The sequence below is a fragment of the Streptomyces sp. NPDC006296 genome, assembly GCF_040613235.1.
Classification (GTDB): domain Bacteria; phylum Actinomycetota; class Actinomycetes; order Streptomycetales; family Streptomycetaceae; genus Streptomyces.
The window spans coordinates 116,804-142,940 of sequence record NZ_JBEXRT010000012.1; the positions used below are offsets into that span (position 1 = coordinate 116,804).

Annotated in this window: 23 protein-coding genes; 16 read left to right on the forward strand and 7 right to left on the reverse strand. The window is 74.6% G+C overall.

What is annotated here, in order from left to right; genetic code table 11:
* Window positions 1-22: 22 nt before the first annotated feature.
* Window positions 23-1,669, reverse strand: a complete 1,647-nt coding sequence (gene pgm, locus ABZ172_RS11385; protein ID WP_356882657.1) for a phosphoglucomutase (alpha-D-glucose-1,6-bisphosphate-dependent) — start codon at window positions 1,667-1,669, stop codon at window positions 23-25.
* 332 nt (window positions 1,670-2,001) lie between these two features.
* Window positions 2,002-2,271 carry a hypothetical protein gene (locus tag ABZ172_RS11390; RefSeq protein WP_356882659.1) on the reverse strand — a complete coding sequence of 90 codons (270 nt, stop codon included), beginning with the start codon at window positions 2,269-2,271 and terminating at the stop codon, window positions 2,002-2,004.
* Between the two features lie 40 nt (window positions 2,272-2,311).
* On the opposite strand from ABZ172_RS11390, the gene ABZ172_RS11395 reads away from it, so the two are divergent.
* From ABZ172_RS11395 to ABZ172_RS11435, 9 genes are all read left to right on the forward strand, one after another.
* A complete protein-coding gene (locus ABZ172_RS11395; RefSeq protein ID WP_356882661.1) occupies window positions 2,312-3,487 on the forward strand; it encodes a glycosyltransferase family 4 protein in 1,176 nt (391 codons plus the stop codon).
* A complete protein-coding gene (locus ABZ172_RS11400) occupies window positions 3,484-4,962 on the forward strand; it encodes a sugar transferase (protein WP_356882663.1) in 1,479 nt (492 codons plus the stop codon). The genes ABZ172_RS11395 and ABZ172_RS11400 overlap by 4 nt, the downstream gene beginning before the upstream one ends.
* Window positions 4,963-5,004: 42 nt before the next feature.
* On the forward strand, window positions 5,005-6,327 hold the full coding sequence (locus ABZ172_RS11405) for an O-antigen ligase family protein (RefSeq protein WP_356882753.1): 1,323 nt from the start codon (window positions 5,005-5,007) through the stop codon (window positions 6,325-6,327).
* Window positions 6,324-7,940, forward strand: coding sequence for a lipid II flippase MurJ (locus tag ABZ172_RS11410; protein WP_356882665.1), 1,617 nt, complete (start codon window positions 6,324-6,326; stop codon window positions 7,938-7,940). The genes ABZ172_RS11405 and ABZ172_RS11410 overlap by 4 nt, the downstream gene beginning before the upstream one ends.
* The gene (locus tag ABZ172_RS11415; RefSeq protein ID WP_356882667.1) at window positions 7,930-8,700 is read left to right on the forward strand and encodes a polysaccharide deacetylase family protein; all 771 of its coding nucleotides are present in this window, start codon (window positions 7,930-7,932) and stop codon (window positions 8,698-8,700) included. The genes ABZ172_RS11410 and ABZ172_RS11415 overlap by 11 nt, the downstream gene beginning before the upstream one ends.
* Window positions 8,697-9,848, forward strand: a complete 1,152-nt coding sequence (locus tag ABZ172_RS11420; RefSeq protein WP_356882670.1) for a glycosyltransferase — start codon at window positions 8,697-8,699, stop codon at window positions 9,846-9,848. Before ABZ172_RS11415 ends, ABZ172_RS11420 begins: the two co-directional genes overlap by 4 nt.
* Complete coding sequence (locus ABZ172_RS11425) at window positions 9,845-10,513, forward strand: lipopolysaccharide biosynthesis protein (protein ID WP_356882672.1); 669 nt, start codon at window positions 9,845-9,847, stop codon at window positions 10,511-10,513. The genes ABZ172_RS11420 and ABZ172_RS11425 overlap by 4 nt, the downstream gene beginning before the upstream one ends.
* On the forward strand, window positions 10,510-11,676 hold the full coding sequence (locus ABZ172_RS11430) for a GNAT family N-acetyltransferase (RefSeq protein WP_356882674.1): 1,167 nt from the start codon (window positions 10,510-10,512) through the stop codon (window positions 11,674-11,676). Before ABZ172_RS11425 ends, ABZ172_RS11430 begins: the two co-directional genes overlap by 4 nt.
* A gap of 111 nt (window positions 11,677-11,787) precedes the next feature.
* Window positions 11,788-12,069: a chaplin gene (locus tag ABZ172_RS11435; RefSeq protein WP_356882676.1), complete on the forward strand. Its 282-nt coding sequence runs from the start codon at window positions 11,788-11,790 to the stop codon at window positions 12,067-12,069.
* Between the two features lie 89 nt (window positions 12,070-12,158).
* Here ABZ172_RS11435 and ABZ172_RS11440 read toward each other — a convergent pair whose 3' ends face one another.
* Window positions 12,159-13,019, reverse strand: coding sequence for a tyrosinase family protein (locus ABZ172_RS11440; RefSeq protein WP_356882678.1), 861 nt, complete (start codon window positions 13,017-13,019; stop codon window positions 12,159-12,161).
* A 19-nt stretch (window positions 13,020-13,038) separates the two neighbouring features.
* The gene (locus ABZ172_RS11445; RefSeq protein ID WP_356882680.1) at window positions 13,039-13,500 is read right to left on the reverse strand and encodes a tyrosinase family oxidase copper chaperone; all 462 of its coding nucleotides are present in this window, start codon (window positions 13,498-13,500) and stop codon (window positions 13,039-13,041) included.
* Between the two features lie 193 nt (window positions 13,501-13,693).
* Here ABZ172_RS11445 and ABZ172_RS11450 point away from each other — a divergent pair, with 193 nt between their 5' ends.
* The 5 genes from ABZ172_RS11450 to ABZ172_RS11470 all read left to right on the forward strand — a co-directional run bounded on the left by ABZ172_RS11450 (window position 13,694) and on the right by ABZ172_RS11470 (window position 18,493).
* Window positions 13,694-14,983 (forward strand): cytochrome P450, encoded by a 1,290-nt coding sequence (locus ABZ172_RS11450; protein ID WP_356882682.1) that lies wholly within the window; start codon window positions 13,694-13,696, stop codon window positions 14,981-14,983.
* A 110-nt stretch (window positions 14,984-15,093) separates the two neighbouring features.
* Entirely contained in the window at window positions 15,094-16,272 is a 1,179-nt protein-coding gene (locus ABZ172_RS11455; RefSeq protein WP_356882684.1) for a glycosyl hydrolase, read from the forward strand.
* A 180-nt stretch (window positions 16,273-16,452) separates the two neighbouring features.
* Window positions 16,453-17,445, forward strand: a complete 993-nt coding sequence (dhaK, locus tag ABZ172_RS11460) for a dihydroxyacetone kinase subunit DhaK (protein ID WP_356882686.1) — start codon at window positions 16,453-16,455, stop codon at window positions 17,443-17,445.
* A gap of 35 nt (window positions 17,446-17,480) precedes the next feature.
* Window positions 17,481-18,086, forward strand: a complete 606-nt coding sequence (gene dhaL / locus ABZ172_RS11465; RefSeq protein WP_356882688.1) for a dihydroxyacetone kinase subunit DhaL — start codon at window positions 17,481-17,483, stop codon at window positions 18,084-18,086.
* Window positions 18,083-18,493 (forward strand): PTS fructose transporter subunit IIA, encoded by a 411-nt coding sequence (locus ABZ172_RS11470; protein WP_356882690.1) that lies wholly within the window; start codon window positions 18,083-18,085, stop codon window positions 18,491-18,493. Before dhaL ends, ABZ172_RS11470 begins: the two co-directional genes overlap by 4 nt.
* A gap of 82 nt (window positions 18,494-18,575) precedes the next feature.
* Here ABZ172_RS11470 and ABZ172_RS11475 read toward each other — a convergent pair whose 3' ends face one another.
* Window positions 18,576-22,061, reverse strand: coding sequence for a phosphodiester glycosidase family protein (locus ABZ172_RS11475; RefSeq protein WP_356882692.1), 3,486 nt, complete (start codon window positions 22,059-22,061; stop codon window positions 18,576-18,578).
* Between the two features lie 182 nt (window positions 22,062-22,243).
* Between ABZ172_RS11475 and ABZ172_RS11480 the strand changes: the two genes are divergently transcribed.
* Window positions 22,244-22,753 (forward strand): NUDIX domain-containing protein, encoded by a 510-nt coding sequence (locus tag ABZ172_RS11480; RefSeq protein ID WP_356882694.1) that lies wholly within the window; start codon window positions 22,244-22,246, stop codon window positions 22,751-22,753.
* A gap of 202 nt (window positions 22,754-22,955) precedes the next feature.
* On the opposite strand, the gene ABZ172_RS11485 is transcribed toward ABZ172_RS11480, so the two are convergent.
* Both ABZ172_RS11485 and ABZ172_RS11490 read right to left on the reverse strand, forming a co-directional pair.
* A complete protein-coding gene (locus ABZ172_RS11485; RefSeq protein ID WP_356882696.1) occupies window positions 22,956-23,825 on the reverse strand; it encodes a DUF2690 domain-containing protein in 870 nt (289 codons plus the stop codon).
* Window positions 23,822-24,619, reverse strand: a complete 798-nt coding sequence (locus ABZ172_RS11490) for a peptidoglycan-binding protein (RefSeq protein ID WP_356882698.1) — start codon at window positions 24,617-24,619, stop codon at window positions 23,822-23,824. Before ABZ172_RS11490 ends, ABZ172_RS11485 begins: the two co-directional genes overlap by 4 nt.
* Before the next feature lie 288 nt (window positions 24,620-24,907).
* Between ABZ172_RS11490 and ABZ172_RS11495 the strand changes: the two genes are divergently transcribed.
* On the forward strand, window positions 24,908-25,735 hold the full coding sequence (locus tag ABZ172_RS11495) for a hypothetical protein (protein WP_356882700.1): 828 nt from the start codon (window positions 24,908-24,910) through the stop codon (window positions 25,733-25,735).
* The last annotated feature ends 402 nt before the right edge of the window (window positions 25,736-26,137 follow it).

The following is a 26,137-nucleotide window of genomic DNA, read 5'->3' on the forward strand; positions in this document are numbered from 1 at the left end:
CGGGGCGGGCCCGCCCCGACGGTCAGCCGGCCGCGCCGAGTGCGTCGGACACCAGGGCGCGGGCCTCGTCCTGGACCCGTGCCAGGTGCGCGGCCCCCTGGAAGCTCTCCGCGTACACCTTGTAGACGTCCTCGGTGCCCGACGGACGGGCCGCGAACCAGGCGCTGTCGGTGCAGACCTTGAGCCCTCCGACGGCCGCGCCGTTGCCGGGTGCCTCGGTGAGCACCGCGGTGACCGGTTCGCCGGCCAGGGTGCCGGCGGTGACCTGGTCCGCGGAGAGCCGGCCCAGGACCGCCTTCTCCTCACGCGTCGCCGGGGCGTCGATGCGGGCGTAGGCGGGATCGCCGAACCTGGCGGTGAGTTCGCCGTAGTGCTGCGAGGGGGTGGATCCGGTGACGGCGGTGATCTCCGAGGCGAGCAGGGCGAGCAGGATGCCGTCCTTGTCGGTGGTCCACACCCGGCCGTCGCGGCGCAGGAAGGACGCTCCCGCGGACTCCTCGCCGCCGAATCCCAGGGTGCCGTCGAACAGCCCGTCGACGAACCACTTGAAGCCCACCGGGACCTCCACCAGCCGCCGTCCGAGGTCGGCGGCGACACGGTCGATCATGGAGGAGGAGACCAGGGTCTTGCCGATGCCGGCGCCGGCGGGCCAGCCCTCGCGGTGCGTGCAGAGGTAGCGGATCGCGACGGCCAGGTAGTGGTTGGGGTTCATCAGCCCGCCGTCGGGCGTGACGATGCCGTGCCGGTCGGCGTCCGCGTCGTTGCCGGTGGCGATGGTGTACGCGTCGCGGCGCTCGATCAGCGAGGCCATGGCGTACGGCGAGGAGCAGTCCATCCGGATCCTGCCGTCCCAGTCCAGCGTCATGAAGCGCCAGGTGGGGTCGGCGAGCGGGTTGACCACGGTGAGGTCGAGCCGGTGGCGTTCGGCGATGCGCCCCCAGTAGGCGACCGAGGCGCCGCCGAGCGGGTCGGCGCCGATCCGGATGCCGGCGTCCCGCACGGCGTCCAGGTCGAGGACGGCGGGCAGGTCGTCGACGTAGCCGGTCAGGAAGTCGTGCCGGCCCGTGGTGGCGGCGGCGAGCGCCCGGGCGTGGGGGATCCTCCGGACCTCCTTCAGGCCTCCCTCGATCAGGGCGTTGGCCCGGTCCTGGATCCAGGAGGTGGCGTCGGATCCGGCCGGACCGCCGTGCGGCGGGTTGTACTTGAACCCGCCGTCGGCGGGCGGGTTGTGCGACGGGGTGACGACGATGCCGTCCGCGAGGCCGGACGTGCGCTCGCGGTTGTACGTCAGGATCGCGTGCGAGACGGCCGGGGTGGGGGTGTAGCCGTCGTCGCTGTCGATCAGGACGACGGCGTCGTTGGCGGCCAGCACCTCGACCGCCGTGATCCGGGCGGGCTCGGACAGGGCGTGCGTGTCGGCGCCCAGGAACAGCGGCCCGTCGGTGCCCTGCCGCTTCCGGTAGTCGCAGATCGCCTGGGTGGTGGCGGCGATGTGGTCCTCGTTGAACGCCGCCGCGAGCGCAGATCCGCGGTGCCCCGAGGTCCCGAAGGCCACCCGCTGGGCGGGCTCGGCCGGGTCGGGGTGGACGGTGTAGTAGGCCGTCACCAGCCGTGCCACGTCCACCAGGTCTCCGGGCTGCGCCGGCTGACCGGCCCGTTCGTGAACCATCGCTTCTCCTCTGTCCTCGTCGGGCGTTCGCGGACCGCCCCGGGGCGGACGATCGGCACGCGTCGTACCCGATACTGCCCGTTCGGCCACGCGTACGGACACGCGGCCCGACGGGAGATGGGTCCGGGTGCGCGGCGGACGGCGCCCCGTCCCTGCGCGGCGGGCCGGCGGACGACACCGACGGCGACGGCGGTGACGCGTGCGACGGCGTGCGACGGCGACGTGCGGCGGCGTGCGAAAGGGCGGGGCGGGCCGGGGGAATGCCGCACCCGGGCGGACGGGACTTCCGCAGGCGGAATTCACGCGCGCAACTCGGCGGGAAATGCGAGGCACTACCGCTCGGCGCATCCGGGGCGTCCGGGACGCGCAGATGCATACGGCACGGTCATCATGCGGCACCACCGCACATAAAAAGAGAAATGATCGTCCGACACGCCGAGCGAACAGAGGAACCGGTGGTCGGCGGCCTTTTCGAGGTCAATCCATGTGGACACGAGCGCGAGTCGGCGTGTTTTCCCTCGCATGGTCTGCAACAGTTCCTTTCGGTTTTCCGTTCTACTCATTTGATCTCCGCCGCCATATTCCTTGCCGCCGGTGTTCACCCGAACCGGCTCTTCGGGGGCATGTGAAAGAGAGCCATGCGTGCTGCAGAAGAGTTGCGCCGACAGAAGTCGGCTGACAGTCCTTCACCTGGTCCAGCCGGTGGAGGGAGGCGTCGCACGGGTCGTGACCGACCTGGTCGCGGCGCAGGTGCGGGCGGGGCTCCGTCCCGTGGTCGCCTGCCCGCCGGACGGGCCGCTGGCCGCCGGGGCGTCCACCGCCGGGGCCCGGGTGTGCTCCTGGCCCGCTGAGCGGGCTCCTGGCCCGCTGCTGGCCCGGGAGGTGGCCACCGCGGACCGGCTGGTCCGTGCGTACGCCCCCGACGTCGTCCACGCCCACAGCGCCAAGGCGGGCCTCGCCGGACGCCTGGCCGTACGCGGCCGGGTGCCGACCGTGTTCCAGCCGCACGCCTGGTCGTTCGAGGCCCTGGAGGGCAGGGCCGCCGGACTGGCCGCCGCGTGGGAGCGGTTCGGCGCCCGGTGGAGCGACCGCATCCTGTGCGTCAGCGAGTCCGAGCGCAGGACCGGGCAGCGCGCGGGGGTCACGGCACGCTGGTCGGTGATCCACAACGGCATCGACCTCGGCCGCTTCCGCCCGGGGGGCGCGGACGCCCGGGCGTCGGCCCGGGCCTCGCTGCCGCTCCTCGACGGGATCCCGGCGGACGTGCCCCTCGCGGTCTGCGTGGGCCGCCTGAGCCGCCAGAAGGGACAGGACGTCCTGCTGCGGGCCTGGCGGACGGCGGCGCCGGCCGGGGCGCGGCTGGTCCTGGTCGGCGACGGGCCGTCCGGCGACGAGCTGCGGCGCACCGCCCCTCCCGGCGTGCTGTTCGCGGGGGCCACCGCCGATGTGCGGCCCTGGATCCACGCGGCGGACCTGCTGGTCCTGCCGTCGCGCTGGGAGGGGATGGCCCTGGCCCCCCTGGAGGCGATGGCCTGCGGCACCCCGGTCCTGCTGACCGATGTCAACGGGGCCAGGGAGAGCCTGCCGCCCGGGCACCCGCCCCACTGCCTGGTGCCGCCCGGCGACGCCCCCGCCCTCGCGGCGGCGCTGTCCGCACTGCTGGGCGACCCGGCCCTGCGGGCGGAGCTGGGCCGCACCGCGCAGAGCCGCACCCGGTCGGTCTTCGACGTGTCGAGGACCTCGGGCGCGGTCCTGAATCTCTACGAGGAACTTGTCGGCCCGTCCCACCCCATGACGAGGAAGCGCACCGAGCGATGACGACGGAGAGTGCACCTGTCCCCCATGCCGCCCAGGCGACCGCCGTACGGCGTGCGGCGTCCGCGATCCGGCCGCCGCGCAACGGCGGGAAGGACGCCACGGCCCCACGACCCGCCGCACGCGCCGCCCGGCGGCGTGCCCCGGCGGCCCTGCCGGCCGCCGACGCGCTCGCGCTGGGCGTGACGGTGGCCCTGGTCGCCCCCGGGGTGTGGCCACCGGCCGTGCTCCTGGTGCAGGCGGCGGTCCAGGCGCTCCTGCACGCCTACCGCGGCCTGTACCGGCCGGGGTTCTCCCCGTCCGCCCTGGCGGAACTGCCGGCGCTGGCGTGGCTGGCCGTCGTGCAGTGGTACGCCGTCGCCGAGGCGGTGACCCTGTACGACCCGCGGCTGGCCGCGGACTGGACGACGCTCGGCTGCGCGGCCGGCCTCCAGACCCTGGTGGGCTGCGGCGCCCGCGCCGTCGTCCACCGGACACGGCTGTGGTCGGCCGCGCGCAGTCCGCAGTCCACCCTGGTGGTCGGCGAGGGTCCGGTCGCCGACCGGGTCGTCGCCGTGCTGCAGGAACACCCGCGGTACGGGATGCGTCCGGTCGGCCGGGTGGCGGGTCCCGGCACGGAGGCGGACGGGACGCCAGGAGAGGCGCCGCTGCCCCTCCTCACGTCGGTGCAGGACGCGGGCCGGGCCGTCGTGCAGAACTCCGTCCGGCACGCCGTGTTCACGGTTCCGCCCGAGGGCGTGCCGGACGGCTGGGAGCTCTTCGCCCTGTTCGCGCGGCACGGGTGCCGGGTGTGGCTGATCACCGATCAGGGCACGGCCGCGCAGTGCGGGACCACGGGCCGGCCGGACCATGTCTGGGGTTTCGCGGCCCACGCGCTGACCACCCGGCCGCACCGTCCGGTGGCGCACCGGGTGAAGCGGGCGATGGACGCGGTCCTGGCCTCGGTGGCCCTGGTCGTGGCGTCACCGGTGATGGCCGGGTGCGCGCTCGCGGTCCGGGTGTGCGACGGCCCGGGGGTGATCTTCCGGCAGGAGCGGATCGGCGAGCACGGACGGCCGTTCGTCCTGCTGAAGTTCCGCACCCTGCGCCCCGCCGACGCCCATGAGTCGGCGACCCGGTGGAACGTGTCGTCCGACGGGCGGATGAGCCGCGCCGGCAGGCTGCTGCGCAGGACGTCGCTGGACGAGCTGCCGCAGCTGTGGAACGTCGTGCGGGGCGATATGAGCCTGGTCGGTCCACGACCTGAACGCCCTTACTTCGTCCAGCAGTTCAGCCGTACGCATCCCGGCTACCGGGCCCGGCACCGGATGCCCGTCGGCATCACGGGACTGGCCCAGGTGCACGGGCTGCGCGGCGACACCTCGATCGAGGACCGCGCCCGTTTCGACAACCGGTACATCGAGACCTGGTCGCTGTGGCAGGACCTGTGCGTGCTGGCGCGCACGGCGGGTTCGGTGTTCCGGCTCGGAGGCAGCTGAACCGTGACCCTCACCGTGACCGCGGCGCCCGCCGCACCCGTCCTGCGGGAGGAGACCGCCTCCCGCGGGTGGAGCGGGCGGTGGCCGTTGCTGCCGCTGATCGCGACGGTCCTGCTGGTGGCCCTGCCGGGCGACGGGACGGACCCCGGGACCGTGTCCGGCGTGCCCGCCGCCGACCTCCTCTCCGGCGTGGCCGTCCTCGTCTGCGTGGGCCGTCTGCTGTACCTGCGGCGGCGTCCGCTCTCCCCGGCCGCGGCGGTGGTGCTGGGCCTGCCGGTCGTGGGACTCGCCCTGGCCACGGTGACCGCCGCGGACCCGGTGGCGGCGCTGCCCGGCCTGGTCCGCTACCTCCAGATCTTCGTCCTGGTGCCGGCCGCCGTCCTCCTGCTGGTCAGGGACGCGCGGGGGTTCCGGGCCGTCGCGGGCACACTCGTCCTGCTGGCGGCCGTCCAGGGGGCCACGGGTGTCCACCAGTACCTCACCGGCTCCGGCGCGTCCTACATGGGGGAGGACGTCCGCGCGGTCGGCACGTTCGGCCCCGGCGACGTGATGGGGATGGCGACGGTGGTCGGCTACGGCCTGATCGCGGTCGCCGCGTACGCGCTGCGTCCGCCCGCCGGTTCCGCCCGACGGCTGCGGCCGTGGGCCGCGGTGACCGCGGCCCTGCTGGTGCTCCCCCTCGCGCTGTCCTTCAGCCGGGGGGCGTGGATCGCCACGGCGGCGGGGGCGCTCGCCGTGATCGCGCTGACCGGACTCCGGCAGGCGGTCCGGGTGCTGGCCGTGCTGGGCGCCGCCGGTGTGGTCCTCGTCGGGGGCCTGGGCGTCGGGTCCGAGATGATCTCGCAGCGGCTCACCAGCATCACCGAGGTGACGAGCGCACCCGACCGGTCGGTCAACGACCGCTACACCATGTGGGCCGCCGCGACGGACATGTGGCGCGAGCACCCCGCGGCGGGCGTCGGCCTGAAGGGCTTCCCCGCGCACCGGGACGGGCACGCCTCGATCGGGCTGTCCGCAGGCAGCGACACGGCGGGCGCGGGGCAGGCGTTCCGCCGGCAGCCCCTCCTCTCCCCCCACAACATGTATCTGCTGGTGCTGAGCGAGCAGGGACTCGTGGGCCTCACCGCGCTGGTGGGCTCCTGGGCGGCCCTGCTGGCCGGCGGGGTGCGCAGGCTGCTGCTCGCCCGGGCCCGGGGATCCGCCGCCCTCGACTGCGGCCTGGCCGCCGTCGGACTGATGACCTGGCAGACGGTCGACTTCCTGTACGCGGACATCGGCGGTCCCTCCACCGTGCTGACCGGGATCGTGCTCGGTCTCGCCGCGTGGTGGGCGCTCGCCGAGCCGGAGAGGACGACCGCGGCATGAGCGGCACCACCACCACCGAACCGGCCCCCGGGACGACGGCCGCCGGTCCGTCCGCAGCCGGCCGGCCACGTCAGGGGAGCTTTCTCGCCCGGGCGGCGGGCGGCGCGGCGGGACTGACCGTCGTCGCCGCCCTGCTGGGGCTCGTGCGGGACCAGGCCGTCGCCCGGCTGTTCGGCGCCAGCCACGCCAGCGACGCCTTCCTGATCGCGTGGACGGTTCCGGAGATGGCCGCCACCCTGCTGATCGAGGACGGCATGGCGCTGCTGCTGGTCCCGGCGTTCAGCCTGGCACTGACCCGGCGCACCGGGGACGTCCGGACGCTCGACCCGGTCCGCGCCCTGGTGGCGGACACCCTGCCCCGGCTGTCCGCCGCGCTGGCGTGCGCGGGCGGGCTGCTGGTCTGGGCCGCTCCGTGGGTCGTGGGCGTTCTGGCGCCGGGGCTGGAGGACCCGCGGCTCGCGGTGGACTGCACCCGTCTGACGGCCGTCACGGTGCTCACCTTCGGGATCACCGGGTACTTCAGCGCGGCGCTGCGGGCGCACGGCAGGTTCCTGGCGCCGGCCGGTGTCTACATCGCGTACAACATCGGCATCATCGGCGTGACCCTGGCCCTGCACTCCGTCTGGGGGGTCCGGGCCGCCGCGGCGGGCGTCGCCGTCGGGAGCGTGCTGATGATCCTGACCCTGCTCCCTGCGTTCGTCCGGCTGGTGCCGGGGCGGGGCGGGAGCCGGGCGGTGCGGGAGAGGGGCCCGGCGCTGCTCGGCGCGACGGTGCTGGCCCCGGTGATCCTGTTCGTGCTGACCCGTCAGTCGCAGGTCCTCGTCGAGCGGTTCCTCGCCTCGTCCCTGCCGGAAGGGGCGATCTCGCACCTCAACTACGCGCAGAAGGTGGCGCAGTTGCCGATGGTGCTGTCCATGATGATCTGCACGGTGACCTTCCCGGTCGTCGCGCGGGCCATGGCGGCCGGGGACCGGGAGGGGGCCAGGCGGCGGGTCGAACGCGATCTCGCGCTGGCCGGCACCGTGGTGCTGCTCGGTACGGCGGCGGTGCTCGGCTGTGCGCCCCGGATCGTCGAGGTGCTCTTCCAGCGCGGCGCCTTCGACGCGGCGGACACCGCGGCCACCGCCGGTGCCATGCGGGTCTACGCGCTCGGCCTGCTCGGCCACACCCTGGTCGGCGCCCTGTGCCGGCCGTACTTCTCGGCGGGCCGGCCGACCTGGTACCCGCTCGGCGCGATGGCCGCCGGGCTCCTGGTCACCGCGGCCGCCGGTCTGCTGCTGACCGGCCCCTTCGGCGTGAACGGGATCGCGGCCGCCAACGCCGTCGGCATCAGCACGAGCGCCCTGCTGATGCTCCTGGGGCTGGGCACGCGGGCGGTCGCCGTGCGGCCCGCGGCGGTCGTCCTCTCGCTGGCCCGTCCGGCGGCCGCGGCGGCGGTCGCCGCGGCGGCGGGCCGGCTGGCCGCGGAGCAGGCGCCGGGTCCGGTGACCGGTCTCGCGGCCGGGTGCCTCGTGGTCCCCCTGGCGTTCCTGCTGACCGGGCTCGCGCTGCGGGCCCCCGAAGCCGTCCATCTGCTGGCACTCGTCCGACGGAGGTTCCCTCATGGCCGCTGACACCTCGCCACTCCGTGCCCGTGCGCTCCCGGGCCGGTCCAGGCCCTGGATCCTGACGTACCACTCGGTGAGCGATCCGACGGACGACCCGTACGGCATCACCGTCTCCGCCGACCGCCTCGACGAACAGCTGGCCGTGCTGCGCCGCCGGGGGCTGACGGGGGTGGGGACGGCAGCCCTGCTGCGGGCGCACGCCGCGGGCCGGCGCGGGCTGGTGGGGCTCACCTTCGACGACGGGTACGCCGACTTCCTCGACGAGGCGCTCCCGGTCCTGCTGGCCCACGGCTGCACCGCGACGGTCTTCGTCCTGCCGGGCCGGCCCGGCGGCTCCAACGTCTGGGATCCGCTCGGCCCGCGCCGACCGCTCCTGACGGAGGACGGCGTCCGCGCCGCCGCCGCGGCGGGGATGGAGATCGGCTCGCACGGGCTGCTGCACCGGGACCTCACCGAGCTGTCCGACGCCGAGCTGCGCGAGGAGACCCACGGCAGCAGGGAGGCGCTGCGCCGCATCACCGGCCGGGCGCCCGACGGCTTCTGCTATCCGTACGGCACCGCCGACCGCCGGGTCGTCGCGGCGGTGCGCGCGGCCGGGTACGCCTACGGCTGCGCCCTGACCCCCGGCGCCCTGTCCGGTCCGCTCGCCCTCCCCCGCACGCATGTCAGCCACGCCGACCGGGGGGCGCGCCTGCGGGCCAAGGAGGTGCGCCACCGGCTGCGGTACCGCGCGTCCGGTTCCGCGGGGCCGGGTGACGCCGCGTGAGGGTGCTGCACGTCATCACCGGGCTCGGAGCCGGCGGGGCCGAGCAGCAGTTGCGGCTGCTGCTGCGCCATCTGCCGGTGCACTGCGACGTGGTGACGCTCACCAATCCGGGAGCGGTCGCCGAGGGGCTGCGGGCCGACGGCGTACGGGTCCGTGACCTCGGGATGCGGAGCAACCGGGACCTCGGCGCGGTGCCCCGGCTGGCCCGGACCGTCCGGCGCGGCGGGTACGACCTCGTGCACACGCACCTCTACCGGGCCTGCGTCTACGGCCGGATCGCGGCGCGCCTGGCCGGTACGCCCGTCGTGGCGACGGAGCACTCCCTGGGGCGTGCGGAGATAGAGGGACGGCCGCTGACCCGGGGCACCCGTGAGCTCTACCTGCTCACCGAGCGGCTGGGGGCGGCGACCGTCGCCGTCTCCGAGACCGTCGCGGGCCGGCTGCGCGACTGGGGCGTGCCGGCCGCCCGGATCCACACGGTCCCCAACGGCGTGGACGCGGCGGCCTTCCGCTTCGACGGGGGGCTGCGCCGCTCCACCCGGGCCCTGCTGGGCATCCCGGAAGGGGACTTCGTGGTGGGGGGCGTGGGCCGGCTGGTCCCCGGGAAGCGCTTCGACCTGCTGATCCGGGCCGTCGCCGCCCTCCCGGGCGCCCGGCTCGTCCTGGCCGGGGACGGTCCGGAGGCGGCGTCGCTGCGCGCGCTGGCCGTCCGGCTCGGTGCGGCCGGCCGGGTCACCTTCCTCGGCGAGTGCGGCGGCGCGGGCACGGCCCCGGGTGTCCCCGCGGTGCTCAGCGCGGTCGACACGTTCGTCTCGGCGTCCCGCGAGGAGTCCTTCGGACTCGCCGTCGTCGAGGCGCTGGCCGCCGGACTGCCCGTGGTGCACGCGGCCTGCCCCGCCGTGGAGGACTTCCCGGCGGGCCGCGTACCGGGCACCACCCGCATCGGATCCGCCTCCGGCGGGACCGGTGCCACGGCCGAACTGACGGCCGTGCTGCGGCGGCGGATGGAGGACGGCGCCCGCAGGCTGCCGCCCCCCGCGGCCGTGGACCACTACGACATCCGGCTGAGCAGCAGGCGCCTCATGGACGTCTACGCACAGGCCGTCGACCCCGTCACCGTCCCCCCGACCGAGAGAGCACTCCGATGACCGAATCGCCCGAGCAGAAGCCGACCGTCGCCGGACGGTTCCGGCGGCTCCGCCCCGCACCCGCAACGACCGGCCGGTGGGCCCTGCCGGCCTGCGTCCTGCTCGGCGCCGCCTGCGGACTGTCCTACGGTGTGCTCGCCGAGCCCGAGTACGCGGCCACCGGCTACGCCGTGGTGACCGCCGACAAGAACGTCGACCCGGCCGCCGCCCTGGGCTACGCGCAGTCGTACGGCCGGCTGGTCACCAGCGACGCCACCCTCGCCTACGCCAAGGGGGCCGCCGGGGAGCCCGTCCGCGAACTGCGCACCCACGTGCGGTCCGAGACCTCACCGGACTCGCCCATGATCGCGGTGACCGGCACCTCGGCCGACCGGGACCGTGCCGCGGACATCGCCAACGCGGTGACCGAGGCCGTGGTCGTGAGCAGCGGTCACGTCGCGAAGGAGACGGGCGTGAAGCTGATCAAGTTCTCGCACGCGGTGCCTCCCGTCGACCAGGTGTCGCCCTCCGCGCCGCTCGCCGCGGCGGTCGGCGCCGCCGCGGGCGGACTGGTCGGCGGACTGGTCCTGCTCGTCCGCCCCCGCCAGGACCGGCGCGGCGTCACCGCGCAGGTGCCGGGCCCCGCCCAGGGCGGCACCACCGGGGAACGGGAGCTCGTGCGATGAACGACGACCGACGCGGACGGCTGACCGTCACGCTCTGCCGCGACCTGGCGGACTTCGCGGACCTCGCGGCCGAGTGGGACGCGCTGCACCGCCGCTGCCCCACCGCCACCCCGTTCCAGAGCCATGCGTGGCTCCACTCCTGGTGGCTCTCCTACGGGGTCCCCGGCCGGCTCCGGGTCGTCCTGGCGCGCCGGGACGGCCGTCTGATCGGCGCGGCACCGCTGATGCTCGTCCACCGTCCGATGCCCCTGCTGGTGCCGATGGGCGGCGCGATCTCGGACTTCTTCGACATCCTGGTGGACGGCGGGGAGACACCCGCGGCGGTCACCGCGCTGGAGCGCGGGCTCCACCGGGCGGCCTCGCACACCGTCGTGGACCTGCGCGAGGTCCGGCCCGACGCCTCGGCGCACCTGCTGTTCGATGCCTGGCAGGGCGTGCGGAGCAGCCGTACGGACTCGACGTGCATGGAGCTGCCCGCCGAGCCCATCGACGCCCTGATCGGCCGGATGGCCGGTTCACGGGCGCAGCGGGCCCGCGCGAAGCTGCGCAGGGTCGACGCGCTCGGCATCGAGTGCCGCACGGCGCCGGTCCCCCGGGTGGCGGCCGCCGTCGGCAACCTGCTCGCGCTGCACGAGCTGCAGTGGCGGGGCCGGGGGGTGAACCCGGAGCACCTGCGGCCGCGCTTCTGCTCGCACCTGGTGCGCTCGGCCCGCCGGATGGTGCGCGACGGGGAGGCCTCGGTCAGGGAGTTCGTGCTGGACGGCGAGGTCGTCGCCGCCGATCTGTCCTACCGTTCCGCGCGGCTGACCGGAGGTTACCTCTACGGCGCCGATCCGCGGCTGCGGGAGCGGAAGGTCGACGTCTCCTCGATGCTGCTCCGCGAGATCGCGCGGGAGGCCGGGGAGCTGGACCGGGGTGTGCTGAGCCTGCTGCGCGGCGCGGAGCAGTACAAGAACAGCTGGGGTCCCGTGGCGGTCGTCAACAGGCGGCTCCTGCTGGCCCGCTCGGGACTGGAGCCGCTGCTGCGGCTGCGCGAGACCCAGCTGTCGGTCCGGGACCGGGCCGCCGGGACGGTGAAGGCCCGGATCCCCGCCGCCCGGGACTGGCGCGGCCGGATGGGCGAGCTGCCCGCGGCCGGGCTCGCGTTCCTCGGGCGAGGTTGAGCCGGGATGGTGACTTTTCCGCCGATCCGTTACCACCTGTCGGTTTTCGCGTTGTCAGAGCGTGTCGGCCGCAGTCAAGGTGGCCGGATTCGATCGTCTCAAGGAGAACAGATGTCGCGTATCTCGAAGGTGGCCGCCGTCATGGCAGGTACCGGTGCCCTGATCGCCGGCGGCGCCGGCATGGCTACCGCCGACGCCGGGGCGGAGGCCGTCGCGGCCCACTCCCCCGGCGTCCTTTCGGGCAACGCCGTCCAGGTGCCCGTCCACGTCCCGGTCAACGTGTGCGGCAACACGGTCAACGTGATCGCCCTGCTCAACCCGGCGTTCGGCAACACCTGCGCCAACGTCTCGGACAGCCACGCGGACGAGGGCGACTACGGCTACGGCAGCTGATCACCCCGACGCACCGCCGGGCCTCCTTCCTCCGCCTCCGGGCGGCGGGAGGAGGCCCGGCCCCGTTCCGGGCCGCGGGCCCGCGCCGGTCAGACGTACCGGTAGAGCCGGGTGTGGTCCATGAGCTGCGAGGGCGGCACGTCCCACGGCGGCATCGGCCGGTCGAGCGGGAAGATCCGGTCCCGCTGCGGGTCGTCGGCGGGGAGGGTGCGGGCCGGCAGGTAGCGGGAGCGCGGATGCGCCTTCTGCCACCGCGTCCAGAGCAGGTCGATGAAGGCGTGGTGGAGCCAGAAGACCGGGTCGTCGGGAGAGGCCGCACCCCCCATCGATCCGCCGATCCAGCGGTGCACCCGGTTGTGGTTGGCGACACCTCGGCCGCCCCTGATGCCCCAGCCCTCGATCCGGTTGCGGAAGCCGGTCGTGCTGACGCTGTTCCAGGGGGCGGTGTCGTACACCGGGTCGGCGAGCGCGCGGTCCACCTCCGCGGCGCCGGGCAGGGTGACGGGTGCGGCGGGCCGGCCGAAGTCGCGCCGCAGGAAGTGGTCGTCGGTGACACCGGCCCGGATGCGCCAGTCTCCCCGCCGGTAGGCGAACGGGCCGGTCATCACCTGCCGGTCGCCGGGCCGGCCGTTGCCCCCCATGAAGTCCTCAGCCCAGAGCGAGGCTCCCGCGGTGTTGTCGCGCGTCCAGTCCCAGTACGGGACCGAGACGCGCGGGTCGACGGAGCGCAGCGCCTTCTCGAACTCCAGTAGGTACTGGCGGTGCCAGGGGAAGAAGGACGGGGTCATGTGGGCGGGACGGGGCCTGCTCTCGCCGTCGGTGACGTAGTACTGGCGGTGCAGGGTGACGAAGTCGTCGTAGCGGCCGGAGCGTTTGAGCTCCAGCATCGCGTCGACCAGGCGTTTCTTCTCGGTGCGCGTGAGGTCGCGCTGATTCTTGCGGCTGTACACCCGTGCGTGTCCTTAGGGGTCAGATGGTGTGCGGGGAGGAGGCCGCCAACCGGGCGGTGCCGAGGGCATCGACCGCCGCGCGGGCCGTCTCCCGGAGGGTCGGGAACGATTCGTAGTGGTTGACGGTGCTGAGGTAGCTGCCGTCGGCGCGCCGCATCACGTGCAGGGTCCTGCCGTCGATGCTGACGTCGGCGGCGGGGGCCGGGACGGTCTCGGCGTCGTGCGGGGGCGCTCCGGCCGCGACGACGGCGGTGGCCGTGCCCCGGATCTCGCGGCCCTTGTAGAGCTCGGAGAACCGTTCCGGCCCGACGTCGCGTTCCCGCGCACCTCCTCCGGGCTCCTGCGCCTGGAGGAGGACCGGGGCGAGCGCGCCCGCGGTGCCGGCCACCACGGCCGCGGTGAAGGCGGTGCGCAGCACCGCGCGGCGGGCCGGATGCGGGGCGCCGGCCCGCTCGCCGTCGGGGCCACCGGTCGGATGCATCGTGGGGTACCTCCCTCTCGTCCGCTCCTGCGAGATCTCTCGCTCCCGTGCGCAACGAGACGGGGCGCGAACGGTTCTCTCCCGCGCCGGACATCGCGCGACCGTGGGAACTTCCCGCGCCCGTCCGGCCGTGTCGGCCGCCCGGCGCGGCCCGCCGGGCCACCATGGCCGTCCGAGATCCCGGAGGTTGTCCATGAACGCGCCGACGCAGCTGTCCACCGGCCCCGTGCGGGGAACGGCGGAGGCCGACCTGGCCGATCCGGCGTTCTGGCGGCTGCCGCGGGCGGAACGGCTGTCCGCCTTCGCCCGGCTGAGAGAACGCGACGCACCGGCCCTCTTCACGCCCCGCACGGGCTCGCGCACCCCGTTCCGGGTGCTGGTGCGGCACGCGGACGTGCGGTCGGCCAGCCGTCAGCCCCAGTTGTTCGCCAGCGCTCCCGGTGTGACCGACCCCGAACCGGCCCCCTGGGCCAAGGCGGTGTTCGGCAACTCGATGGTCCACATGGACGGCGCCGAGCACGCGGGGCTGCGGAGGACCGTCTCCCGGGCCTTCACCCCGCGGCTGCTCGCCGCCGCCGAGAGGAACATCGAAGCGGTCGCCCGGCGGCTGGTGGACGAGGTGGCCGCCGAGGGGCCGGGCGACTTCATGCGCTCGGCCGCCGCGCGGATGCCGTTCGAGGTGATCTGCGACCTGATGGGCATCCCCGCCCGGCACCGGGCCGCCATCGCCGCGCGCGTCGACCACGCGTCGGAGTACGTCGGCGTGCAGAGGCGCGGCCTCGCCCGGGTACGGATCCCGGGGCGGGGTCTGCGCTCCCTGGCCCGCATGCAGCTGGAGATGTCGGGGATCGCCCGGGAGCGGCGCCGCGTCCCGGCGGACGACCTCATCTCGGCGCTGGTCCGCGCGGACGTCGACGGGCAGGCCCTGTCGGTACGTCAGCTGGGGGCGTTCTTCTCGCTGCTCCTCGTCGCGGGTGTGGAGACCACCCGGAACGCGATCGCCCACGGGCTGGTCCTGCTGGACGCGCATCCGGACCAGCGGGCCCTCCTGGAGTCCGACTTCGACCGCTACGCCGACGGCGCGGTGGACGAGATCGTCCGTCACTCGACGCCGATCATCCAGTTCCGCCGGACGGTGACCGCCCCCTGCTCGCTCGGCGGCTGTTCCTTCGCGCCCGGGGACAAGGTCGTCCTGCTCTACGCGTCCGCGAACCGGGACGCGTCCGTGTTCGAGGATCCCGACGTCTTCGACATCACCCGGTCCCCCAATCCGCACCTCGGGTACGGAGGAGGGGGTCCCCACCACTGCCTGGGGGCTCACCTGGCGAAGCTGGAGATGAAGGCCCTGTTCCGCGAGCTGCTCACCCGGCTGGGAGATGTGCGGCTGCCGGCCGCGCCGGTTCTCGTCGACTCGAATTTCGACAACCGCGTCGGTTCCCTTCCCTTCACCTTCTCGGGCGTTCACCCGAACGGACCGCTGTAGGGCCGTGTGTGTCGCGAATGGTCCATCGAGGGGCGGTACGGCAGCCCATTGTTGAATCTTTCTCCTTAGGGTCGGAGCGTCGGAGTCAGGCCGCAGTCCTAGGAGGATCCGTGCCCGTACAGCGCCGTCTCAGCACGTTCGGCATCGGGGCGACCGCGCTCTGTCTCCTCGCCGGCGGAGCGGTCCTCACCGATCGCGACACGGGGGACGTTCAGAGCGACAAGGGGGCGCCGGAGCCCGCCCGGACGACCGCCGTCGGTGCCTATCTGGACTACGGACCGCAGGGCGTGAAGCGGATGGCGGAGCTGTCGCGCTGGCTGGGCGGCACGGAGCTCCGCGTCGGGCACACCTATCTGCCGGGCGACGCGTGGGAGAACATCGAGGGCCGTCCCGGTTTCCTCGGTTCCTGGGCGGCGTGGCGCAAGGCGGCCGACGACCGGATGCTCGTGCTCAACACGCCGATGCTGGCGCGGAACGAGGAGCGGGTCCCGGACGCCGAGGTCCGCGGCCTGCTGCGGGCGGGCGCCCAGGGGCGGTTCGACGAGCACTTCCGCAGGCTGGCCGAGCGTCTGGTGGCGCTGGGGGTCCCGGACACGGTGATCGTCCTCGGCTGGGAGATGAACGGCACGACGTACACGCACCGGTGCGGCCCGGACCCGGAGGCGTGGAAGGCCTACTGGAACCGCATCGTCACCGCGATGCGGTCCGTCCCGGGCCAGAAGCTCCGCTTCGACTTCGCGCCGAGCCGGGGACGGGACGCGGTGCCCTGGACGGAGTGCTATCCGGGTGACGACGTCGTGGACATCATCGGCATGGACTCGTACGACCAGCCCCCGGCGCGGTCCTTCGACGAGCAGGTGAGCGAGCCGTACGGCCTGCAGAAGCAGGTGGACTTCGCCGCCGAGCACGGCAAGCCGATCTCCTTCCCCGAGTGGGGGCTGTTCCGCAACGGCGACAACGCCACCTACATGCGCCGCATGCTGGAGTGGATGGACCGGCACGAGCCGCTGTACCAGACGATCACGGACTACTGCCCGCACGGTGTCTGGCAGTGCGCCGACAATCCCCGGTCCTCGGAGGTGTTCCGGGAGAAGCTGAGCGGCCTGCCGGACGCCACCGAGCCCCCCGCGGTGGAACCGAGCCCGACGCCCACGCAGCCCGTACCGGACGAGCCCGCTCCGACGGAGCCGGTCCCGGACACGAACGATCCCGGATGGTGCATCACCGTGCCGCTGAGCGAGTGGTTCGGTGCGTGGGTGACCGACCGCCAGGTGTGCCTGCGCCGCTGAGTTCCCGGGCCGTCCGGCGGTCCCGCGGGTCCCGCGGCCGGTTCTTCCGGCACGTGTCGCTCCGACGCGTCGCTTCCGGATCACCCGTGTCTCTTCGATACTGGTGCCGAACGCAGGACCGGACTCAGACCGCCGGGCGGCCAGGACCACCGGCCGCCGTTGCTCCCCCAGGAGGAACCGTTGCGCATGCTCATCAACGTGCCGGAGACCGTCGTCGCGGACGGGCTCCGCGGCATGGCCGCCGCCCATCCGGACCTCGTCGTGGACGTGGACAACCGCGTCGTCGTCCGGCGTGACGCCCCGGTCGCCGGGAAGGTCGGCCTGGTCTCCGGGGGCGGGTCAGGGCACGAACCGCTGCACGCGGGGTTCGTCGGGCCCGGAATGCTGTCCGCGGCGTGTCCCGGGGAGGTCTTCACCTCACCGGTGCCCGACCAGATGGTCCGGGCGGCCGTCGCGGTCGACAGCGGCGCGGGCGTGCTGTTCGTCGTGAAGAACTACACCGGGGACGTGCTGAACTTCGACATGGCCGCGGAACTCGCCGAGGACGAGGGCGTCCGGGTCGCCCGGGTCCTGGTCGACGACGACGTGGCGGTGTCGGACAGCACGTTCACGGCGGGCCGGCGCGGCACCGGGGCGACCCTGTTCGTCGAGAAGCTCGCCGGCGCCCTCGCGGACGAGGGTGCGCCGCTGGAGCGGGTGGAGGCCATGGCGCGGCGGGTGAACGAGTCCGCCCGGAGCTTCGGGGTCGCGCTCAGCTCCGTCACCACACCGGCCAAGGGCACCCCGACGTTCGACCTGCCCGCGGGCGAGCTGGAGTTGGGCATCGGCATCCACGGTGAGCCGGGCCGGGAGCGCCGCCCGATGATGACGTCCGGGGAGATCGCCGATGTCGCGGTCCACGCGGTGCTGGAGGATCTGCGGCCGGACGGACCCGTGCTGGTGCTGGTCAACGGGATGGGCGCGACCCCGCTGCTGGAGCTGTACGGGTTCAATGCCGAGGTCCAGCGGGTGCTGTCGGAGCGGGGGGTGGCGGTGGCTCGTACGCTGGTGGGCAACTACGTGACGTCGCTCGACATGGCGGGCTGCTCGGTGACGCTCTGCCAGGTGGACGAGGAGATGGTGCGGCTCTGGGACGCGCCGGTCCGCACGCCCGCGTTGTGCTGGGGCCGGTGAACCGGCCGTCCGCCGTACGAGGAACAGGAGATCTTGTGCTCGACACCGATTTCTTCCGTCGCTGGATGGCCGCCGCCGCTGCCGTCGTCGACCGTGAGGCCGACCGGCTGACCGAGCTCGACGCCGCGATCGGGGACGCCGACCACGGGAGCAACATGCGGCGCGGCTTCGCCGCCGTGAGCGAGGTGCTCGGCAAGGAGGCCCCGGACACGCCCGGTGCGGTGCTGACGCTGGCCGGCCGGCATCTGATCTCGACGGTCGGCGGGGCGTCCGGACCGCTGTACGGGACGCTGCTGCGCCGCACGGGGAAAGCGCTCGGCGACGCACCGGAGGTGACCCAGGAGCAGTTGGCCGAGGCCCTCGGGGCGGGCGTGGCCGCGGTGGCGCAGCTGGGTGGGGCGCAGGCCGGGGACAAGACGATGCTGGACGCGCTGTTGCCGGCCGTGGAGGTGCTGGGCAGTTCGTTCGCGAAGGCCCGGGAGGCTTCGCTGGCGGGTGCGCTGGCGACCGTGCCGCTGCGGGCGCGCAAGGGCAGGGCCAGTTATCTGGGCGAGCGCAGCATCGGGCACCAGGATCCGGGTGCCGCCTCGTCGGCGCTGCTGATCGGGGCGCTCGACGAGGCCGCGGGGGGCGGGTCGTGAGCGGGGCGGAGCAGGTCGGGATCGTGCTGGTCTCCCACAGCGGGCCGGTGGCGGAAGCCGTCGTCGCGCTGGCCAGGGAGCTGGCGGCCGGTGGGGCGACGGCGCCGATGGCCGCGGCGGGGGGTACCTCGGCCGGCGGTCTGGGGACGAGCTCGGAGCTGGTCGCCGCGGCGGCGGAGAAGGTCGACCGGGGCGCCGGTGTGGCGCTGCTGGTGGATCTGGGGAGCGCGGTGCTCACGGTGAAGTCCATGCTGGCGGAGGGCGACGAACTGCCGGAGGGCGCGCGGCTGGTGGACGCCCCGTTCGTCGAGGGCGCCGTCGCCGCCCTGGTGACGGCGTCGGCGGGCGGCGACCTGGACGCGGTGGAGGCCGCGGCCACCGAGGCGTACGGCTACCGCAAGACCTGAGCGGGGCCGCGACGGTCCCGTGCGGCACCCGGGCCGGACCCGGGAGCCGCACACCGGCGGCACCACCGCCGGTGACGGGAGGTCAGGGCGCGGGCCGGCCCTCCGTGATGCCGATCTCCGCCCGCCGGGTGACCCCGTTGACGGTGACCGCGAGCGTCACGGTGCCCGGCCGCAGCGCGGTGAGCCTGCCCGTGGCCGGGTCCAGCGTCGCGAGGTGGCACGGACGGGCCCGGCCGGCCGCTCCGATGTGGACGTTCGGGGAGCCGGTCCAGTCCGCGCTCAGCGGGAAGGCCACCGGTACGGTCCGTGCGCCCTGGGTGACGTGTGCGGCGACCGTCGTGCTCCGGCCCCTGACGAGCCGCGCGGGGGCGTCGAGGGCGAGTGCGTCGACGTGGGCGCGGGTCTGGACGGAGAGCCAGTCGGGCCCGCCCCGCCACGGCCGGCGGCGTGCGGCTGCCTGGTCCCCGGGTGTGACCCGGTCGGCTCCGACCAGGGACCAGCCGGTGAATCCGCCGCGGTCCGCGGGGCCCGCAGGTGCCTTGCCGGAGTTCCCGTTGACGAGGTAGGGGACCCCGTCCACGCGTGAGGCGTCGAAGACCCCCGCGTGGCCGGCGACGAGGGCCGCGCCCTTGCCCGTCGTACGGCGGAAGTCGGCGAGCCACCGCTCGACGAGTGCCGCCTCCTTGCGGTCGCTCAGCCGGGAGGCCTGCTGCCCGGTGGGGTCCCGTGGGGGCACGTGCTCGATCAGCAGCACGGAGCCGACGGAACGGTCCCCGGCCGCCGCGTCCAGCCGGGCCCGGAGCTCCTCGATCTGGGCGAAGCCGCCGCTGCGCAGGCTGAGACCCGAGGTGTCGAGCGTGATGACCCGGGTGCCCCGGTGGTCGAACGTCCGCCGGGCGGGGCCGAACTCGGCGGTGAACCGGTCGATCGTGCCGCCCGTCACCTCGTGGTTGCCCGGCACGTAGTACCAGGGCAGCGCGTCGCCCAGCTCCTCCTCCAGGACCTTCCGGGCGAAGGCGAGGTCGGCGGCCGATCCCTCGTCGACGAGATCGCCGTTGACGACGAGGAAGTCGGGCCGGGCCGCCCTGATCTCGCGCAGGGTGCGGCGGGCCTGCCGGACGAGGGTGCTGTCCGGGTCGCGTGCGACGAACTGCGCGTCCGACATGACGGCGAACCGCCAGTCCCGTGCCGCGGTCCCGGCGGCGGTGTCGATCAGCGGGTCGGGGGTCTGCGCCGGTCCGGGGAGTTCGACGGCGGGCGGCACCAGGGCGGTCAGGCCGTCGACGGCGATCTCGCCGGTGTACTGCCGGGCCGCGGCCGTCTCGGCGAGGTAGAAGCGGTGCACGGACAGCGGTGTCGGGGCGCCCGGCGGGACGGCGAAGGTGACCTGCCGCCAGCCGGTCCAGTCGACGTACGGTCCGCGCAGCAGCTGGTCGGAGCCCTCCGCGTCCTTCAGGTGCAGGGTGGGCCACGCGCCGTTGCCGTCCCCCCGGATCCAGAGGGTGAACGCCTGCGGCCGGTCCGGTACGACGAGCGGCCGGGGCGGGGCGGCGTAGGCGGCGCGCGTCGCCGTGGAGCGGGTGAAGTCGTAGGTCAGCAGGAGGCCGGTGCCGGGGTGTCCGTCGGGCGTCGCGGCGAGCGAGCCGTCGGCGCGGGCCTGGCTGAACGTCCACGCTCCGGCGTCGTCGAAGTCCGACACGGTCCGCTCGGTGAGGCCGACGCTCACGGCGAGGGTGGTGCTGACGCCGGCCACGGTGGCGGTGATCCGTCCCGCGCCGGAGCCGGTGAGGGACCGGACGGTGAACGATCCGCGGCCGTCGTCGTCGACGGCGAAGAGGGCGCGGTCGTAGTCCAGGGTGAGGTCGGCCGGTTCGACCGGGGCGCTCGCACCGTGGGCGTCGAGTCCCACGACGCCGAATCTCCCGGTGGCGGCGCCGTCGGCGAGGCCGACGCGCGTGGTCGTCGGCCGGATGCGGTCCAGCCGGTCGAGGACCGTGAGCCGGGTGCCGCCGCGGGCGGCGCCGCGTTCGGCCACGACGTCGGTCGTGCCGCCGTGCCGGGCGGTGAACGTTCCGCGTGCGTCGACGCTGCCGACCGCCGGGCTGACGGTCCGCCAGTGCGGGGTGCCGGCGGCGGGTCCGTACGTCTCGTCGTGTCCGGACGCGGTGAGCCGTCGTGTCAGGCCGGGGAAGACCCGCTCGGGGTGGCCTCCGGCGACGGGGTCGTCGCCGGGGGCGGCGACGGCCGGTGTCCTGGGCTCGACCCAGAATCCCGCGAGCCGCCCGCTGCCGTCGGGGGCGGTGAGCGCGAGGCCGTTGGGGACGGTGCGCTCGCTCCCGTCGGACGGGCTGTTCTCCACCTGGAGCGCGTCGCTGCCCGGTGGACGGGCTACCAGGGTCGAGGACCCTCCGCCGTCGAGGTTCAGGGCGCTGTACGAGCCGGCCCGGCGCATCATCACGCCCAGCTCGGTGAGGGTGACGCCACCGCTGTCGGTCTGCCGGCCGTCCACGGTGACGACCTGCATGGTGCGGCCGTCCTCGGAGAACCCGACCGCCGTGCGGGGTGCCGCGGTGTCGTTGCCCTCGCCGTCGTGGTTCTGCGCCACCCCGTCGACGACGAGCAGTTCCCGGCCGCCCACGGCGGTGCGCGGGACGCTCCCGTCGTCGGTGCGGGTCCGGTACGCGAGGGTGGCCGGGTCACCGGGTGCGAGGGCGGCCAGCAGTCCCGCTCCGGCCTCCCGGCCGACCAGGACCACCGTGTCCTGCGGGACGGGTCCGGAGCCCGGGCGGTCCGACACGGAGACGACCCTGCCGTCGCGGACCGCCACTTCGGCGGCGGGCCGTGCGCCGTCGACGGTCAGCGCGCGGTCGGCGGTGCCCCAGGCCGCGGTGTAGGCACCCACGCCCCCGGCGGGCACGTTCGCCGCGTTGAACGCGGCCAGCGGGTGGGTGCCGGAGGGCAGGGTCAGGGTGCCCTCGAAGTACAGCTCCCGGACCCGGCCGGCGTTCTCGGGCCCGATGGTCACCGCACGGCTGACGCCCGGGGCCGGGGAGTGGACCGTCCGCCCGTCCTCGATGCCCGGGCCCTGGGGCGCCCCGGTCTGTGCGATGTCGAAAAAGTCCGCGTTGATCGCGGCCACGGTGCGCCGGCCCTTCCCCGGGTCGTGCCCGGCGGCCAGCTCGGAGACCGTGCGCCGGTCGGTGACCCGGCCCGAGGACAGGTAGTCGGCGCGCACGCCGCTGCCGTCCAGATCGACGGAGAGGCTGTCGACCCGGAGCCACGTGTCGGACTCCAGACGGTCGTAGGAGGTCAGGCGGACTCCGGGGGCGACGGGCCGGGTGGCGCGGGCGGTCTCGATGCCGTCGCCGTCCACGACGGACCGCGTGGCGCCGGACGGGCCGCTCGCGGCCGGCGGGGCGACCGGCCTGAGGATCTCCGCGGTGGTGTGCGGGCGGGGGTCCGGAGCGGAGTCGGCGGCCGCCGGGGCGACGGCTCCGGCCACCGTCACCACCGCGGTGGCCAGCAGGACGAGCGACCGACGGATGCCGTGCGGGGTGCCAGGGACCATGAGTCCTCCTGGTGCGGTGCGGCTGCGGCGCGGAACGCGACGTCAGGCGACAGCATGACCGGGCCGGGAGGGGCGCACCAGAGGACGACGGGGACGCCGGGCGGAACGGCACGCGACGCGGAGGTGACTCGTCCGGCCCCGGCCGCGGGACACGAGGGGCCCCCGCACGCACACTTGACGGTATGTCGACGGTCAGGCGCAGCGCGGGTCTCCTGCTCTTCCGGGTCGTGGCGGGCGAGGACGGGAGGCCCGACGCGGAGGTGCTGATCGGCCACATGGGCGGACCGTTCTGGGCCCGGCGCGAGGCGGGCGCCTGGTCGATCCCCAAGGGCGAGTACGAGCCCGCCGACGAGGAGCCGGCCGCCGCCGCGCGCCGGGAGTTCCGGGAGGAACTCGGGCTGCCGGTCCCGGACGGCGTCTGGGTGCCCCTGGGTGAGGCGCGGCAGTCCGGCGGCAAGGTGGTGACCGCGTGGGCCGTGGAGGCCTGGCTGGACCCCGCCGGGGCGGTCCCGGGCACCTTCACCATGGAGTGGCCGAAGGGGTCCGGGGTGCTGCGCGCGTTCCCGGAGATGGACCGGTTCGCCTGGTGCACACCGGACGAGGCCCGGGTGCGGCTGGTGGCGGGCCAGCGGGTGTTCGTCGAGCGGCTGCGGGCCTGTGTGCGCGAGGGGCGCGCGCCCTCGCAGAACTGAAGGACCGTCGAACGCCCGGGGCCCCGCGGGGCCACCGGCGGACCGCGGAGAGCCTGGTGGCTGCCGGCTCCGCGCCCCCGAGGGCGGAGGCCGAGCGCACCGGGCGGGGCGCTCCGGGCCGGCACCGGCCGGGAGGAGGTCGCCCACCGGCCGTGCGCACCCGGCCGCACCGGCCGGGTCTCAGGGGCTGCGGCCGCCGACGCTACCGAGGTGCGGGCGACCGGGCCGTGGTGGCGTCCTCGCCCACGCGGCCCTCGACGCACTCCCGCTCGGCGTCCGCCGACGCCGGACGGAAGCAGGCCCGGACGGTGCTGCCGGGGCGGACCTCGGTCATCTCGGTGTAGACGAAGGTGGCCGCTTCCTCCTCGTTCCTGATGCGCACGCCGTGTGTCGGGCCGCCTGCCGTGACCTCCACCCGGTCGCCGATCCCGGTCCCCCAGACACGGACCCAGCTCGCACCGCACTTCCTGCTGTGGCGCAGCTCGATGTGGGCGCCGGTGGCGGTGCGGTGCGAGGCGAGGGTGTCGGGTTCGATGCCGCAGATCAGACGCATCGGGTCCCGCCCCTCGCAGGCGGCGCCGTTGCACTCGGGAGCGAAGGAGAACGGCACGGAGGTCGGCCGGGGCTCGGTGCCCTCGTGCTCCGATTCGGGCAGCAGGAGGAAGAGCAGGCCGGCGACACCTCCGACGATCACGGTGTAGACCGACGCCAGCACCACCAGGAGCCTGCTCCCGCCGAGTCGGCGCCATCCGGTCCCGGCGGGCGGTGGCGGCTCCTGAGGGGCCGGCGGCGCAGGCTCCTCCGGAGGAGGGGCCGGTGCGGGGGTCGCCGCCCGCCCGCTCCACTGCGCCTCGGCGATCTCCCACAGGGCCAGCAGCCGCCCGTCCGGTTCGTTCGCCAGCAGGCACAGGTCCCGTACGGCCTGGCGAGGGGGCAGGCTCTTGCCGTTGAGGTACCGCTCCCACGAGGACTTGCTGTAGGGCGTCCGCTCCGCCAGCGCCGACAGGCTCAGTCCGGCACCGGTCCGCAGCTCCCGCAGCGCCGCGAGCAGCCGGGTGTGTTCCGTGCTCATGCGGGCGTCCCCTCCCGCAGGGCCTGCCAGGTGGGCGGGTCGATGACTCCGTTCACGATCAGTCCGTTCCGCTTCTGCAGGTGCTCCACCGCTCGTCGCGTCTTCGGACCGAAGATGCCGTCGATCTCCCCCGGCGCCGTGCCCGCCCGGCGCAGCAGGCACTGCGCCTCGGCGACTTCGAGCCCCACCTGAGTGTTGGACAGGAGGACGTCCGCGGCCGGGCTCAGGTTCGCGTGCCAGCGGCCGTCACGCTGCTCCAGCCGGCAGGTGTAGATGACCGGCACCAGGGACGCCGACACGGTGGCCGGGGCCGTCGGGACGGCATCGCGGCGTTCGTCCGCGAGCCGGCCGCGCGCCTCGGTGAGCCGCATGGCCAGCAGGAGTGCCGCGGAGACGGACAGCACCGTGACCACGGCTCCCGCCGCGACGGCGGCGCGCAGGAGGCGCCCGTACGACGGCTGCTTCGCGGGGGTGGGTTCCGCCGCCGCGGGGAGGTCCTCGGGGGTGTCGGTGGTGACCGGCCGTCCCTCCGCCCAGCGCCGGGCGGCGCCCTCGTGCAGGACCAGCAGCCGGGCCGGATCGTCGCCGCTCAAGCGGGCCAGCGCCTCGACGGCCTCCCGGGGCGGCAGAGACCTGCCGTTCAGATAGCGCTGCCACGACTTCGCGCTGTACCCGGTCTTCGCGGCCAGATTCCGCGTGGACAGCTCGTTGTGGTCCTTCAGCCTGCGCAGTCGGACGATCAGCCGATGGACGTCCGGATGCAGTTCTGCGGGCAGTACCTTCCAGCGCGACACGCGTCCCCCACTTGTGTTCGGGACCCTCCGTGTCCCGGCCTCATTCTGCACCAGCCGTCCCGGGTCCCGCCGCGCCGCACCTGGCGCGTGCCCGGCCGTCCGCCTGCCGTCGCACCCCGCCGCAGGGACTCGGCGGGCGACATCTCCGCAGGTCAGCGCGTGGGACGTCCCGGGACGAGGTCACTTCGGCGTCGTCGGTGGCGAAGCTCTCGCCGGACCCGCAGGCTCTTCACGGAACCGGCCTCCGCGGTCGGCTCCTTCACGCACACGTCAATCGAGGGGGACAGCATGCGAGCTCTCACGAAAGCTTTCGTCAGTGTCACCGCCGCGGTCGGGATCGCCGCCACCGGCAGCCCGGCCACCGCGGGCACCGCCGTCGCCGGCGCGCCACCGGCGCCGGCCGCCACCACCTGGCAGGCCATGGACACGGTCTGTACGTCGTACACCGCCCTGGACGGCGTCACCTCCATGGGGAAGATCTGTGCCGAGGTGCAGAAGCGCGTCACCGACACCGGCTCGGTCACGGGCCGCCGGGGAAGGGTGGTCCTCTCCCCCGCCAACGGCTACGAGATGAAACCGACCACCTACCACTGGTACGCCGGCACGGGTCTCCCCGAGGTCTGTGCGGGCGGCTGCGCGCCGCAGTCCAGCGCGTGGACCTCTCCCTGGTCCGCGGTCCAGACGGCCGACTCCGGACCGTACAAGGTGCAGGGCGAGTTCGGCGACGGCTCCCTGTGGGACCTCCACGCCGCCTGGGGCGCGTGGCAGACCGCGGCCGAGAAGTGCTCCACGTACCAGGCCGGCACGGCGTGCGTACGGTACGAGGTGCGTCGCTACCGTGACACCCCCCAGGAGCGCAGCCGCCTCACCTACACGCCGGCCAACGGCGGATACATCATCCCGAAGACGATCGGTGTGGGCTCCGAGATCGACGGGAAGACCACGGGCAAGACCAATGACCTCTGCCAGCCGTGCACCAAGCGGACGAAGTCCTACTCCGTGACGGCGACCCGGGAGACGCCCAATCCGGCCGGCACCAACGAGTACTACGCCACCGCGAAGTTCGAGCGCCCCAACGGCGCGACGTCGACCCTGAAGGCGTCGATCACCGGCTGACACCGGAGCGACCGCCCGTCGCGGAGGCCCAGCTCCCGCGAGCGCCTCCACCCCTTCCAGGTGTGGGGAGCCGCGGGTACGGGGGGCGAGGGCTGTCCCAGGAATCGCCGGTGGACCGGCGCACGGCGTCGGACGACGCGCACCGCACGGGGGACGGACGCCTGCATACCGGATGTATGCGGCGTTCCGGCGATGCGGCGCGGCGTCCCGACCGCCCTCGTGCGCCCACCGGGGACGGGACAGCCCTCGCAGGGGGTGCGGCTTCCGTCGCGGTACGCGGTCCGGTGGACCGCTACGCCGTCGCCGGGGGGGTCCCGCTCATGCCTTCACCCTTCGTCCCACCTCGTCCGGTCGGGACCGGCGCCGCGGCGGCCTTCACCGGCAGCGCGCCGCGGGCGATTC